Below are 15272 nucleotides of genomic sequence, written 5' to 3' on the forward strand. Positions count from 1 at the left end.
TTAAAACGTCCAAAATGACATTTTATTGCATTTTCCTCCGGTTTTCTCCGCACTATTATTTAGACAAGGTACAAATTAAGGGAATTTAAACAGGTTTGATAACAACTAATCAAGAAAACCATTATTTTTGCCGAACTAATTAGTACTAATAATTTAAAATCTAAAGAAAATGGCTTACGTAATTAATGACAGTTGTGTTGCTTGTGGTACTTGTATTGACGAATGTCCGGTAGGAGCTATCTCTGAAGGCGATATCTACTCTATCGACCCTGAAACTTGCACTGAGTGCGGTACTTGTGCTGATGTTTGTCCGTCTGAAGCAATTCACCCGGCAGAATAATAACAACACCCCAAAAAAGAAAAGCCCGGTTTCAATTATGAAACCGGGCTTTCTCATTTTTATATACTGTCATTTATTTCAGTTCAGCCAATGCTTCCTTAATGCGGCGGATAGATTCCACAATATTCTCATCGCTGGTCGCATAACTCATACGGATACATTCAGGCGCACCGAATGAAGCACCACCTACACAAGCTACATGAGCTACTTCCAACAAGTACATTGCCAAATCATCCGAATTTTCAATCTTACGGTCACCAGCAGATTTTCCAAAGAAAGAATCACATTTCGGGAACAGATAGAAAGCACCCTGCGGTACGTTTACTTCAAATCCCGGAACTTCTTTTGCCAACTTCACAATTAAATCACGACGACGTTCGAAAGCCTTACGCATTTCTTCTACAGGAGCCTGTGTTCCAGTGTAAGCAGCTTCAGCTGCTTTCTGAGATACTGAACAAGGACCTGAAGTATATTGCCCCTGCAACTTATTACAAGCTTTTACAAGCCATTCCGGTCCGGCAATGAAGCCTATACGCCAACCAGTCATGGCATATGCTTTAGATACACCATTTACGATTACCGTACGATCTTTCATTTCGGGGAACTGAGCAATACTCTGGTGCTTGCCAATATAATTGATATGCTCGTAAATTTCATCAGCAATAACAATAACTTGCGGATGTTTTACCAACACGTCAGCCAAACCTTTCAATTCCTCCTGGGAGTAAACTGAACCGGTCGGATTAGAAGGTGAACAAAGAATCAATGCTTTAGTCTTCGGAGTGATAGCAGCTTCCAACTGTGCAGGAGTAATCTTGAAATCCTGTTCAATACCTGCGGTAACAATCACCGGAGTGCCCTCAGCCAACTTCACCATTTCCGGATAACTTACCCAGTAAGGAGCAGGCACAATCACTTCATCACCTGGGTTCACCAACACCAATACTGCATTACAAACTGATTGTTTAGCACCATTGGCACACGAAATTTGTGCGGCTGTATATTCCAGACCGTTTTCCTTTTTCAGTTTCTCCACGATTGCATTACGCAAAGCCGGATATCCCGGAACAGGAGAATAGCGAGAGAAGTTGTCGTCTATCGCTTTTTTCGCAGCCTCTTTGATGTGGTCAGGAGTATTAAAGTCAGGCTCTCCCACACTCAGGTTAATTACGTCAACGCCTTGTGCCTTCAACTCGGCGCTCTTTTGCGACATAGCCAGCGTCGCCGAGGGCGACAAACTGTTCAAACGATCTGATAATTGATTCATTTTTCTATCTATTTTATGGTTGTTGCATAAATTTGGCTGCAAATTAAGCTATTTTCTTTGATATTAGAAAACAAAACAGCAAATTACTTATTAAAATGTAACGTATGTCCCATGCGTTCCTTCTTTGTACGCAGGTAACGTTCATTGTACTGATTCGGGGTCGTTTCAATAGGAACAATCTCTGTAATCTCCAATCCATAAGCCTCCAGCCCCACACGCTTCACAGGATTATTTGTCATCAGTCTCATTTTGTGTACACCCAATTCACGCAGAATCTGAGCACCTACACCATAATCACGCTCATCAGCCAGGTGTCCCAGACAGATGTTGGCATCCACCGTATCTAGTCCGTCTTCCTGCAACTTATACGCTTTCATCTTCTCCATCAAGCCAATACCACGCCCTTCCTGGTTCAGATAAACAACTACTCCTTTACCGGCTTTATTAATCATTTCCATAGCCTTATGCAGTTGTTCGCCGCAGTCGCAACGCTTGGAGCCGAATATATCTCCTGTGGCACAAGAGGAATGCACACGTACCAGAATCGGCTCATCTTGCTCCCACGTACCTCTGAACAGAGCCACGTGCTCCAGACCATTAGATTTCTGACGGAAAGGGATCAATCGGAAATGTCCGTGTTCGGTAGGCATATCTACTTCTACACCTTCTTCCACAATGGATTCTTGTTTCAGACGATAGGCAATCATGTCACGAATAGAAATCAACTTCAGGTTAAATTCGTCAGCCATCTTACGCAATTCGGGCAGACGAGCCATTGATCCATCTTCATTCATGATTTCCATAAGTGCACCCGCAGGATAAAGACCTGCCATACGAGCCATATCAATTGTAGCTTCTGTATGCCCGGCACGACGTAATACACCTTTTTCCTGAGCATACAAGGGGTTGATGTGTCCCGGACGTCCGAAGGTTGCCGGAGTAGAAGCCGGATCAGCAAGTGCCTGAATGGTAGCGGCACGGTCGGCAGCAGAAACACCGGTAGTACAACCTTCCAGCTTATCGATAGTCACCGTAAAAGGGGTGCCCAATACGGAAGTATTGTCACTGACCTGGTGAGGCAAGTCCAATTCTTTACAGCGTGACACGGTAACCGGTGCACAAAGCACGCCACGTGCATGCTTCAGCATAAAGTTTACCTTCTCAGGAGTTATTTTCTCCGCAGCGATAATCAAGTCGCCCTCGTTTTCGCGGTCTTCATCATCCACTACAATCACAAAGTTACCGGCCTTGAAGTCTTCAATCGCCTCTTCTATTGTATCTAATTTCACTTTTTCCATTCTGTATTCTCCTTTATTTATTTAGGTTATTTCAGATTAGTTTCTATTATCTTTTGAATGTCTCCATTAGTCTTGATAATCCGTTCCATATCCTTATTCAACCGGATACGGAATGCCCAGATGCGGAAGTAGAAGAACAATCCTATCGGCACCAACAATCCACAGGCCATATTCAGCCAATAATTACGGAAAGGACGCAAGTGAGCATGAACCGGGATAATAGGATAGTTATTCAATGCATTCAGCAAATGAACAGATTTAGTATTGGACATCTCTTCTACTAATTTCTCAAGACGCTCATTTATATCTTCAATTTCTTCATCGATTGAATCTGCCATCCACAACTTGAAATAGTTGGGAGCACGCTTCAACGCTTTCCTTTCAGCATACGCACGACAATCAGCGGACAGCGCCTGCAAGTCGGCAGGTAAATGAGTATAATCAGGATCGTGTATGATCACCTCTTTACGGAACAGATGGCGCACACTGCGTATACCGACGATCTTCTTAAACCACCCTACATAGGCATCGGCATTCAATACCACAGAGTCATTATTGGACTTATAAGTAAGGAATGCACCCAATGGAGCCAAGATAGCCGTGCTGGTCCACATACCCATCCAGACAACCCACTGTCCATCACGTGCCATTTTATAGCCCGTATTATTAATAATGTAATAAATAATAAAAATAAGAACAGATACCACAACCGGCATACCTAAACCGCCTTTACGGATAATTCCACCCAGCGGAGCACCGATAAAAAAGAAGATAAGGCATGCCACCGAAAGTGTTAATTTCTCATGCCAGGACGTCATGTGACGACGAAGGCTGGTATCTGTCTGCGACATACTATAACTCTTAATACTCCAATCACTCCCCGCACTCTCTGCACGGTTCACAGCAGTAGAGATAATCTTCTGCTTCTGCGACAAGGTAGCCACATTGAAAAGACTATCCACATTGTATTCTCCCAAATGTGCCTGCTCTATCTTCAGCGTATCAGCTTTCTTCAAGTCAGCTGAAATCTTGTAAGTGCCATTCATCGCTTCCTTGAAATAGACACGTCCCACACTGTCATTCTGCACCCTCATGGAGTCAATGCCCGCTTGCAGCATCGCCATATCCTTGCTGTTGGATTGATTGCTCATGATGCCGGCATCCACCATATTAAAATCGGAATTGAACTCAATAATAGCATGCTTCTCCCGAAACGCTTCCCGACGATAAGGCACATTCTTCTGATTCATATTCTGTGATTTCAGGTTTTCAAACTGCTCACCACTATAAAGATGCAAATACAAATGCTGCTTATCAGCCGTCATTTCCAACCTTCCAGAATCAGACTTGATAATCTGAGCATTCTCAAACCCTTTTTCAAAATTATAAATCAGCACATCGTAAAGCATACCCGTTTTACGGTTCTTATGCTTTACATAAAGATTATAGCCATCAATCTCGTCATAGAAAACACCTTCCGGTATATCCAATTCCGGAGATTTCTGCTTCATGGAAATCAGCAATGTCCACAGCTTAGTCTGCGCCTTCGGTCCTATTACATTTTGGAAATAAAAAGAAACGCCACAGATGAAAATGATAAACACAATCAACGGGCGCATAATCTTAAGTAGTGAGATACCTGCCGCCTTCATGGCCAACAGCTCAAAACGTTCACCAAAATTACCAAAAGTAATAAGTGCCGCCAGCAGAATAGCCAACGGCAATGAAGCCGGCACCAATGTCAGGGCGGAATAAAAGAAAAATTGTGCAAGGACACTCATTTCTAATCCTTTTCCCACCATTTCATCAACGTACTTCCATAGGAACTGCATCATGAAGATGAAAAGGCAAATGAAAAAAGTACCCATAAAGAGCATACAGAAGCTCTTCAATATAAATATATCTAACTTTTTTATGCGCAGCATTTTACTCGTTTCATGCAATGAAGACACAAAATTAGCATAAAAAAGGGAGTGTGGAAAATTTTTATATCAAAGTTAACTAAAAACCGCACGTTCTCCGCAGAGTATCTACCTGAGAGTCCCATAACTCGCGCAAATCTTTCACCTCATCCGCCGCAGCGAAATCAGTAACTTCTAGCACGAAATCGTTAGTCAGTTCATTGTTTGTCATCTTTAATTCAAAATATTCCCGCTCATATTCATCATCCAGCCAACGGAAGCGAATAAAAGAGAAAGCCCGCACAGCGATAATCTCTGCGTCACGACGTTCCGTCTTTCCCCAGAAGAAGGTGACAATCTTATCGTCCGACTGTACCCTGTCTGCAAACCAGCCCTCCAAACCGGTGGGGGTACTTATCGCGGACCAAAGAATGCTTTTAGAAGTTGCATTCAAGAGGTATTCCCGATGAATCTTTTGTCTTTCCATAGTTCATATTTGCTTTTTATTGCGGCGGCAAGATAGAGACTTTTTTCTAATTACGGAATATATTTCTCCAAATTTATTCATCCGGCTTGTCCTTTTACCACATAACTCCCTGATACTGTTCTTAAAAGAGGTATATAGAAAGGTTATTTTTCTTTGTATCGTTTCTATTCAATAAATTATTTCGCAGAAAATCTTCACAAATATTTTGGCGATTTAAAGAAAAGCTATATCTTTGCACCCGCAAACAAGAAATGATGGCGGGATAGCTCAGCTGGTTAGAGCGCATGATTCATAATCATGAGGTCCCCGGTTCAATCCCGGGTCCCGCTACAAAGAAGATTTAGACTGTTGAGAGGCTTCCACTCTTGGCGGTCTTTTTTGTTTTTTACCTCAATTGGTAGCAGGTGACGCTATAGGTGACGCTAATTAACGACTTCCTAATTACCTGTTCTGATTTGACATTAAGTTATCATCACAAAAATACGAATAATCTATTTCTTAATGTATAGAAAACAATTAAAAAACAGCAAATGAATTGCTTCAAATGCTGTTCTTCTGAGGGCATAAGAATCACTTTCGTTGATAAGTCATCTTACAATATTCTTCATCTCCATCATCTTGTTTATCATAGTATTCAAGAACCAACTTATTTGAAGTGAGTTCTAATACCTTTAAAGTTATGGGATATTCTTCATCACCGTCATATATAAGAGTAATTGCCTGATTTTTTAATTCCCATTCTCCTGTTCCAAGAGTAGAATTATCCATCTCATATTCGGTAAATGTACCTTCTGCCCTTAAGGTCAAATGCCCAAAGAAATAACATTCTTCCATTGGCTTACCTGCCCATTCATAATTTTCTTCTGGATGATTGACGAATTTCTCCCATACTTCTTCATAAACTAAAGTCCATTGTCCTGCAATATTCTCTGATGTAGGTGGGGTATCTTCATCATCGTCACTGCAAGCCATAAAGTTCACACTCATAATTACGGCAATAATTGCCATTCCAATAAATCTTAATGTTTTCATTTGAATAAATCTATTTGTGCTTCCATGTTCCCAATGGGATAGCATTAATAAATAATACGGATGTGAGGAACACAGCATGAAGCTGCACACCGTTTAAATTGACTGCGACGTCAGAGATAGAATTTCTGTGTTTTTGAAAATATGTATTAGTAGCCAGTGTTCCCTACTGACTGTTATACAATAAGAAAGCGTGGGAACTATCGAATATTACCGTTATGAGGCTCTGGACTGCCCATCTCCAAGTAATAAACAATAGCCCACGCCCTATGAAATTATATAATCTTCCCATAAACATGAGAAGTATATAACAACACATAAGCGTGAGCGTTCTTGCCTACTATCCTTGGAGATTGAAATTGTCCAGATTTCATAACAGGATAATATTTAAAACGCTCTTCGTTAACTAATAAGTCCTTTCAGTGCTAACTCATTAGACCTCTGAAATTGCTGCAAAGTTACGAAAAGTGTTTATAATGGCAAGAACTATTGTTTATTAAAAAGTTGGTGGCTATTTATTCTTCATAACTTTAGGTAGGTAGAAAATTCAGTCCTGCCCATATAAAAGCAAATTTTTGAATAATTCCACCTAACTAAAATTCTATAGTTTATGATTTGATGAACTGATTCTTTATCCGTTGGACTGTAGAGATTCCAATACCTTGCAGCTTGGCAACATTCCTAATTGAATAGCCTTTCTTTAATAAAGCTATGGTGTCTCTGTATTCCTCTTTCTTTCTATCTTCCGTTTTAATACTGCCTTTCCTTCTTCCCAACTTACCACCTTTGGCAATGTAGTTAGCCCTACCACTATTTAAGCGGTATTGTATGTTTGCCCGCTCTATGTTTCCCATCTCTGCCAATAAAGTTGTGAGCATTGAAACAATAGGGTTGACCTTGCCATCTGTCTGTAATGTGTAAAGCCCTAAATTCTGAATATATACAGATACCTTTGCCTCATGCAGTATTTCTAAAGAGCGAAGCACCTGCAAAGTACTTCTTCCCAAACGTGAGAGTTCAGATAGCAATAAGTAATCAACTGAATGTTGGGTGCAATATTCCAAACAGTCCGTTAGAACCTGCCTTTCCTCATTCTTCTTTGCACCACTTATATGTTCTTGGAATACGTTCACGATTTCTATATTCTGAGCAACGGCATACTTCCTTAAATCCTCTATCTGTCTTGTTGTGTCCTGTCTGTCATTATTTGACGAGACACGGGCATAAATTACCGCTTTTGTTTCCATCTTATTCTTTGATTAAAATGATAACAGAAAGAAGCGTGTTCAAACCACTTAAATAGATTTATTTGAACACAACTTCTTTTTGATAACTATTCAGCTTACTTTCCATGCCTTTTTAGTAATGGCAGTAAAAGTACAATTGCAAAAAGCGGAACACAGCCTGTAAACATAGTGACTATTACAAAGAACAGCCAAACTAAAAATTTTATAAAGAACATCTTCTTTGTTTTTAAGTGGTTAATAAAAAGGAGAATACTCCTTTTAAGAATATTCTCCATCACAATCAATCAATAAACCATCTATATTTTTCGTCTCCATGCAAAGCCGCATTTATACCTATTGCCATTTCTGTGGCATTTAGCGACCTGTCAAGGAAACTATCTATATAGCTGTTCTTGTTAGCACCTGTGAGTAAATTGTAGAATTTCCACATAGATAATTCATTACCAAAACTGCCAAAGTTATCATCACTTATATATGCTTTAGCAACACTGTTTATCTGTGTATCTGTCAGTAACATACGAGGCAGTGACTTTTGAAAACCTTGCGGCAATGATTGATAAAGCCGCATTTTGCCTAATAGTTGGCAGAATTGATGTTCTGTCATACTGGTATTACCAAAAGACTGCATCAAGTGTATGTGCTTGGCTGGGTCATACCTATGGAACATTTCCAATACGGCACGGTATAACTCATTGGTGTTGGTTACTTCCAAACAGGTAAGATAACCGTCTGTTGATATACATAAGTTGGTACATACCTTACAGGTAAAGCCTATGAATACCTTAAACCGTTCTGCTGTCTTCTTACTATATAAGTTCGTATGGTTATAAGCTCTAACTCCACCTATGGTAAGAGTTAACTTATTGCCGTTCACAGTCTCGTAAATAGTAGGAATTTCAATCACAAAAGCACATCTTTCGTAATAGATAGTCTTGTCACTCTCTAATAATTGATTGGCTGGTTTATGGATTGCTTCGGGTATTCTGCCTTTAATAACATGAGACACACGAATATCAGGTAGTTCAATCTGTTCACCTTGAAAGAATGTACTTGCAGCGTCTTGCACCGTTTCAATGAATGAAACATGTGATAATGTAGCCTCATTATCCTTTGCGAATACAGGAATAATACAGTCACTCTTTAGATGTTCCAAAGTAGCCTCCATAGTATTGGCTTCAATGAATAACGGTCTCTTTTCCCTTGTGGACTGTTCTTCCATTACTAAAGTGGCATCTTCTGCATACTCACCCAAATTCAATGTTCTTCTGTTCTGTGGCAAATTGCCAATTACTAAATTTCTCATAATGAATTAATTTTTTAATGGTTTATAAATTGATGGAATGAAGAAATAGATATTTCATTTTTCTTCAAGTACTCTAGGGGGGTGTTAGCAAGTACTGGATTCTTGCGCTTATAACTAGCTCAGCACACTTTCTTGTGACTATTCAGTTTATAAACCTATGAGAATTAGCTCTATATATACCTTAGCCTTTAAAGATGGGGGAGAGGGGGATTTATATATAAGTACCTGTACTTTATCGTGTGTATTATTGCTCTGTATCATATATGTGGAGATAGTTACAGCCATTTCAGGACTGGCATCACCATAGAACCATTATTTAAGGAATATACTCCATTTACTTTTTTACCTAATTTTTTCTTTGTAAATTTGTAGTACTTTAGAAAACGAAAATGACATATCTTCAAATAGTCCACATCTTCCAATTATGACTAATATTGAGGATAACTAATTTTTCTCTTGTAATCTTCCATAGATAAATTCATGCCATCAGATAAAAAATGAGCCACACTATAAGCAACTAACTTATAGGGCTTTTTTCGTTTTGTACAATAGCGGTTAAAAGTGGGGTATTTAGACGTGTGCCCCGCTTCCTGCCGCTTATTAATTTTCATTCCTATATGACCCACGTAGAAGTATATACCTATCAAGAACTGCGTAAAATAGCCTTGCAGAACGGTATAAGGGATAATAAAGTCCATATCGGTGTATGGTTACAGACACAAGGCTATCAGAAGCAAAGAATACAGATTAACCACATTAGAAAAACATTTTATTTAAAATCCCATGATTGAGACAAGAATCCCAATAGCACCTGACACAAGTACCACCCTTACAGATGAAACAACAGAACACATTGTTAATCGCAAGGTAACAATCAAAATAGACAGAGATTCTTTAAAAAACAAATATGCAGAACTATACGAGCGATTGGCAAAAATAAAGCTGCCACCCTCTTACAAAAAAAAGAAATAATATGTCAATACAAAAAGCCGTAAGTGGGCACTTTCAGACTGTGCTCGCTTGCGGCTATTTTTTTGTTTTTTATCCTTAATAAAAACGGAGGTAATGAATGATTGCTTAAAAATATAGTACTCTTATTCCCATTTGAAAGTTTCAAGTTTAAAAGAAGCAATTCCTATTGAATTACTCTCTTTCAGAAAATAGTAGTCTTTAATAGTATTTTGTATCACCTTATAATCAATGGAATGTTCAATGTATATTTGCTGCAATCTGTTTTTAATATCATTCTTCCCAATGTAAACATACCGTTCAAATTCTTCCTTTATATCCTTTAATACTTCTGGAGAAAATCGACGTTTTTCAGCTTGTTCCTTATCGTATCGCTTCACAGCTTTATCAATCAAACCTTTTTGATACTTAGCATTCTCTATTCCAGTCTTTCCTATTTTCATATAAGCATCGACTATATATTGCGCTTCCTTTAATCCTATTAAAAGATTGATAAAGTTATTCTTTTCCTCAAAATTGATTCTGCCTTGTTCAAAATCATTGTATATCTTACCTAAGAGTTGCACAATTATCTTTCTTTTCTCTATGGCTTGTTTGGTATTATTAAGTTTCTTAATATCATCCTCGCCAACACATTCTGTTACATCATGCAGAGTAACGTTAAAGAATCCAGTATCTTTATAGGCTTGATACAAAGTATTTGCAGACAAATAATAAGACTTGACCCGTTCCTCGTTATAAAGATTATCAACTGAAAAAGAGTTGATTTCTCCCTGCTCATCTATTAATTCTTGATATTTCAAGCCTTTCATGTCATCAAATATGGCTTCCTGCCTAATGTTGTTCGCTTCATTATCATGCCGTTCTTTCAGCATATTGTAATCTACTATAAACTGATTGATTCTTATATTTAATTCCGCTATACTTCTCACTTTCATGTTTGGATTGATAGTTGAGATATGGGTTAGAGAAGTGTAAGTCATATCATCATCTTTTTGGGTCTTTCTGAATCTGCCTTGTATCTGTATGGCTTCCGTGAAAGGGTCTATCATTGTCCAATTTGCACTACTAAAATCCGTCAATATTATAATGTCGGTTTTATACTTTCTAAGCACTATGTCTAAGCCGGAATAGAAACGGCAAGTAAAAAAGTTATATTTAGCCAAAGGGTAATCTATATGTGAATAAGCATTCTTGATTCCTCTTTCAGCTAATTTATTCACACTCTTTTGCGAACAGAATATCTTATAATCAGTAATACTAAGATTTTCTATAATTTCGTTGATTCCGTTTGTCACATTAAAGAATATGCAGATATGCTTGCTGTCTTTCATCCCATCAAGTACTTTCCTCAATCTCTTATAATAGCTGTTGGTGACTATGAGGTCTAAGTCTTTCTTATAATCATAATTAGGCATAATCTTTATCTTTTGAAAGCTTTGCCGCTCAAACTCATTGTGCGACATGGGTAGAGGTGTAGCGGAAACAAATGCTTTACCCTCAAATTGGAAGAAGTCATAGATAGGCTGTGCTATCTTGTGTCTGTAATCAATATCCTGCGTTATTTTCTCGCATTCATCAAACAGACAAAAGAAGTCCTTATAGATGTTGATATTCAACTCTATTGCTGCTTTTCGTATTTTGCAGAAACTTTCAGGAGTGCAAAGTATCTTCTTATATGGCACATTCATTTGTAAGTACTTCTTGATATTATAAGGCTCGCATTTTTCATAAACGGCTTCCAAATGTTCATTGTCATTCAGCTTACCAAGTATTACAGGAACATTAGGTTCAATGATTATGGAGTTGCGCTCTGAATGTATCTCGCTGTGTGTAGCACCTAATCCCGTTAAAGTCTTGTCCAAAATGGTATTTGTCGGTATCATGTCATAACCAATGCGTTTTAGTGCATCCAATAACCATTCTCCTTTTTTTATGATAGTTTCTATAATCTTCATAACTAATTCTTTTTATAAAATGATGTTTTACTTGTTTTTAGAGTAGGTAGAAAATTGATTTTTTTTGCTTGTATATAGCCGCTTTTCAAAATTCTACCTACTCTGATATTCTCACCTTATAAATACATTATTCCGTTTTTTGAACTTCTCTTCTCTCGTATTCAGCATATAAAACATTAAATGCTTCAACGTAGGATTTGGCTTCCATAGACTGCCCATTGTTTGGGATAAAATGTTTATTCCATGTTTCCTTATCAATCAGATTTATAGTATCAATAATCTTCTGCTCATCTTTTACTTCTTTATAATACTGTTTCAATCCGTTTGCAAACCGTCCTGTAAATCTATCCACAGAAAGGAACTCATTATCTTTCAAGGCTTTTAGAATCTTGTCACCAATTTCACGAGTGAATTTGTTCAATTGTAATTTACCAAAGTCTGATGGCTTTTTATAGCCTAACTGTATCGCTTTTATTTGACTGGAAGTTAGATTCGCCGTACCGAAAGTATATAATGCAAAGATAAAGGCAGCCTTATATTCTTTACACAATGAAAGAATGTAGTCCATTTCTTCATCATTAGTCGAGATTCCAGAATTATAAAAATCAGCATTGCCCCAGACCTTGCCATTATTACGTAATGCAATGTAACTAAGCACATCCATATCTTCTGGAATGTGTACTTCTGTATAAGTGGGCTCTATTTCACTTAATTCTGAAAATTGAAGAGCCAAACTTCTATGCTGCCCATCTTCACATACTCCGTCATAATTAAAATAGTCTTCTGAAGCAACTACTTCCAAATGAATTTTGAAGTTACTGATAGTAGCCTCTCCCTTACCCGTATTACGCTCAACTGTTACTTTGAACAATCTCCTTTCATCAATCTTCTCAATGGCTTCATCCATTGGAATATATTCGATAGGCATTGTCTTAATGAAGCCAAGACTTTTGATTTTGTTATAGCAAGCCTTAACATTTTCTTTATCAATATTCTGGCGATTTCCTTCAATAAATAATAAGTTTAATCTTTTCATGTTCATTTCTTTTTGATTGTTAATTACTTCTTGTGCATTCTCAATAGTTTTTTTTTCTTCTTTTTCCATTTTCTTTCTTTTTTATTGTTTTTATTTACTCTGTAATCATCAACTTGGCGCCTTATCGTTTTTGATTACGGCGCAAAGATATATGGAGGGATAAGCCTATGAAAAGAAGAAAAAAACATAAAGAATTTCCTTTTTTTATGTTTAATTCTTTATGTGGAAAATAAAGATGTAATACCTTGTTTATTAATTATATATAGATACAAAAAATAGCCTCGCAAATTAATGCAAGGCTATTCCCTTTTTTTATCTTATGTGTTTTACCAATAGGATTTCAGATGTTCAACTGGATTATTGGGGGACATTTTACACATGGGGATTTTCCACCAGTTTGGACGGACTTCATATTTCTGCAAATTTCTGATTGTGGCACGTAGATTCAGTATGTCGTTTTTGTTGCTGTCTTCATCAATCAACCCAAGATATATAAGAAGCTCCAGCATGAACTTCCCTTCATTATCTGTCAGAGCTTTACCTTTGGCTGCGAATGACGAATGGCGCAACAGGTTATAGACGCTGAGGGTTACTGTATCAAGAATTGCATTTTCCCGCTTTCTACCCCTTTTGCCAATGCTGGGATAATCCTTATTAAGTTCTCTTTCTGCTTCCTCCAAAGAAGGTGTGCCCAAGTATTTATCAAGATAGGGAGTTATCATGTTGAGAAACCAGCCATCATCGTTTGTAAGCTCTATCTTCTGCTTGTTGTATTCAATTGTGATGGTGTTATTCTTATTTTTCTTCCTCTCATGGAACATCTTGTACAGATTCAACATGTCTGGACGAATGGAATAGCTGTACTTTACTTGCATAGGGTCAGCAATGTAATCCTCAAAGTCAAAATAGCCGTTTGTTTGTATATGCTTATAGTATATACAGACGATTAGGAGAATTCCGTAGAAGACATCTTGGTCTTGCTGTTCATAGACAGGGGCTTCATTTTTATTGTATGTATTCCACAATGCTTCAATATATTCAGCCTTAAAATTACCACTTTCAAGAACTAAATTCTTTCCAACGGTCATGCTGAATTCATACCTGTCATTATCTGTCCCGTTGTTGGGATATGGAATGTTCTGTTCTTCTTTCTTTATGGATAAGTACAGGTCTTGTACTTCTGTTGGAAACTTCTTGCCAAGAAGATACACATCAGAAATGTAGTCCAGTTCACTATGCAGCATTGAACGGCTGAAACCTGCTTCATCAGTCAGCCATGATTCTATTCGTTTTATTGTGGTGATTGGTATTATCTGATATTCCATTATTTCTGTTTTTGTGTGTAAAGATATAAAAATGCCACTTCACTGTAAAAATGAAATGGCATTTTTTTTAAAGAAGGTTCTGCATGGCGGCATCTATCTGTTCATTATCAAAGCTATCTAAATAATATTGTGTCGTTGACAAATTTGTATGTCCTAATGCTTCACTAATAATCGAAATATTCACTCCAGAGCGTTTTAATACTGTCGCAAAAGAATGGCGTGCAACATAGGTCGTTATAGGAATAGAAAGATTCAGGAATTGACCAATCTTTTTAAGATTCTTATTAATGCCCTTAGTTACCTTTATTATTCTATCATCTTGTTGTTGCTGTGTTTTATGAATTCTTCTATCAAGAATAGGAAAAATAAAATCCTTAGGGCTACAACCTTCTTTAGCATACTTCAGAATAATTTCTCGTAACTGTCCTTGCAGAGCAAAATTAATAGGCTGCCCCGTTTTATGACGGTTAAAACGTAAACGATTCTCTATTATGTTTTCGTATCTCAAATATGCAATGTCAATCAAATTAATGCCACACCCCAAATAACTAAACAAAAACAAATCTTTACTCAAATAAAGTAATGGACTATGATATTTGGTGATTAACCGTAAATCCACATTCATTATCCTTTTTATATCTTCTTTCTTTATTGCTCGTTTGGAAGTTTTTTTGCTAAATCGTGCAACCTTAAAACGTTTAAAAGGATAATTCTTCTCATGCACAAGATTATCCTCTATTGCCTTATTATACAAAGCCCGTAATTCTCGAAATCGAATACCTATGGTATTACTGGAATTCTCCATTTTATCAACTAATGACTGTGGAGTAAAGTTTTTATCTTCACTTTTAAAATCAATAACTTGCTCCAAATACTGTTGCTTTTTAGATTCTATCATCTTTATCAAAGCCTCTCTATTAGGACAAATCTTTTTAGGTTCGTTCTTCTCAAAATTCCAAAACTGGGCTCTAATAGATAATCCTAAACTCTTAGTTGCTCTCTTTTTACCCTCACTCACCTTTACAAATAAAGGGTGTTCACCATTTGATAAAGTTTTTGATTTAAAACATACCACACTAATATTTACGCTCATAATCAGAAAGTTATGAACA

Annotated in this window: 13 protein-coding genes and 1 tRNA gene; 2 read left to right on the forward strand and 12 right to left on the reverse strand. The window is 37.4% G+C overall.

The features are described from left to right. The first annotated feature begins 169 nt into the window (after positions 1–169). Positions 170–340, forward strand: coding sequence for a DUF362 domain-containing protein (locus VYM24_RS01670; RefSeq protein WP_291553848.1), 171 nt, complete (start codon positions 170–172; stop codon positions 338–340). Positions 341–413: 73 nt separating this feature from the next. Here VYM24_RS01670 and VYM24_RS01675 read toward each other — a convergent pair whose 3' ends face one another. The 4 genes from VYM24_RS01675 to VYM24_RS01690 form a co-directional block, all read right to left on the reverse strand. After that, the gene (locus VYM24_RS01675; RefSeq protein WP_044267353.1) at positions 414–1607 is read right to left on the reverse strand and encodes a pyridoxal phosphate-dependent aminotransferase; all 1194 of its coding nucleotides are present in this window, start codon (positions 1605–1607) and stop codon (positions 414–416) included. 83 nt (positions 1608–1690) lie between these two features. Further along, positions 1691–2905, reverse strand: coding sequence for a bifunctional 3,4-dihydroxy-2-butanone-4-phosphate synthase/GTP cyclohydrolase II (locus tag VYM24_RS01680; protein ID WP_217713704.1), 1215 nt, complete (start codon positions 2903–2905; stop codon positions 1691–1693). A 26-nt stretch (positions 2906–2931) separates the two neighbouring features. Beyond that, positions 2932–4830 (reverse strand): LptF/LptG family permease, encoded by a 1899-nt coding sequence (locus VYM24_RS01685; protein WP_291553850.1) that lies wholly within the window; start codon positions 4828–4830, stop codon positions 2932–2934. Positions 4831–4906: 76 nt separating this feature from the next. Continuing rightward, positions 4907–5293 (reverse strand): START-like domain-containing protein, encoded by a 387-nt coding sequence (locus VYM24_RS01690; protein ID WP_217713706.1) that lies wholly within the window; start codon positions 5291–5293, stop codon positions 4907–4909. Positions 5294–5549: 256 nt separating this feature from the next. Between VYM24_RS01690 and VYM24_RS01695 the strand changes: the two genes are divergently transcribed. Further along, a tRNA-Met gene (locus VYM24_RS01695) sits at positions 5550–5623 on the forward strand. Positions 5624–5863: 240 nt separating this feature from the next. Here the strand turns inward: VYM24_RS01695 and VYM24_RS01700 are convergent. From VYM24_RS01700 to VYM24_RS01735, 8 genes are all read right to left on the reverse strand, one after another. After that, a complete protein-coding gene (locus VYM24_RS01700; protein WP_330941306.1) occupies positions 5864–6325 on the reverse strand; it encodes a lipocalin-like domain-containing protein in 462 nt (153 codons plus the stop codon). 605 nt (positions 6326–6930) lie between these two features. Beyond that, the gene (locus VYM24_RS01705) at positions 6931–7569 is read right to left on the reverse strand and encodes a recombinase family protein (RefSeq protein WP_330941307.1); all 639 of its coding nucleotides are present in this window, start codon (positions 7567–7569) and stop codon (positions 6931–6933) included. A 280-nt stretch (positions 7570–7849) separates the two neighbouring features. Then, a complete protein-coding gene (locus VYM24_RS01710; protein ID WP_330941308.1) occupies positions 7850–8872 on the reverse strand; it encodes a DUF3871 family protein in 1023 nt (340 codons plus the stop codon). A 428-nt stretch (positions 8873–9300) separates the two neighbouring features. Then, complete coding sequence (locus tag VYM24_RS01715) at positions 9301–9570, reverse strand: hypothetical protein (RefSeq protein WP_330941309.1); 270 nt, start codon at positions 9568–9570, stop codon at positions 9301–9303. Positions 9571–9966: 396 nt separating this feature from the next. After that, positions 9967–11799: a hypothetical protein gene (locus VYM24_RS01720; protein WP_330941310.1), complete on the reverse strand. Its 1833-nt coding sequence runs from the start codon at positions 11797–11799 to the stop codon at positions 9967–9969. Positions 11800–11926: 127 nt separating this feature from the next. After that, the gene (locus VYM24_RS01725; RefSeq protein WP_330941311.1) at positions 11927–12904 is read right to left on the reverse strand and encodes a hypothetical protein; all 978 of its coding nucleotides are present in this window, start codon (positions 12902–12904) and stop codon (positions 11927–11929) included. Between the two features lie 257 nt (positions 12905–13161). Further along, positions 13162–14160, reverse strand: a complete 999-nt coding sequence (locus VYM24_RS01730) for a hypothetical protein (RefSeq protein ID WP_330941312.1) — start codon at positions 14158–14160, stop codon at positions 13162–13164. Positions 14161–14227: 67 nt separating this feature from the next. After that, positions 14228–15253 carry a site-specific integrase gene (locus VYM24_RS01735; protein WP_330941313.1) on the reverse strand — a complete coding sequence of 342 codons (1026 nt, stop codon included), beginning with the start codon at positions 15251–15253 and terminating at the stop codon, positions 14228–14230. Positions 15254–15272 lie beyond the last annotated feature (19 nt).

The sequence above is a fragment of the Bacteroides sp. MSB163 genome (genome assembly GCF_036416795.1).
GTDB lineage: Bacteria > Bacteroidota > Bacteroidia > Bacteroidales > Bacteroidaceae > Bacteroides > Bacteroides maternus.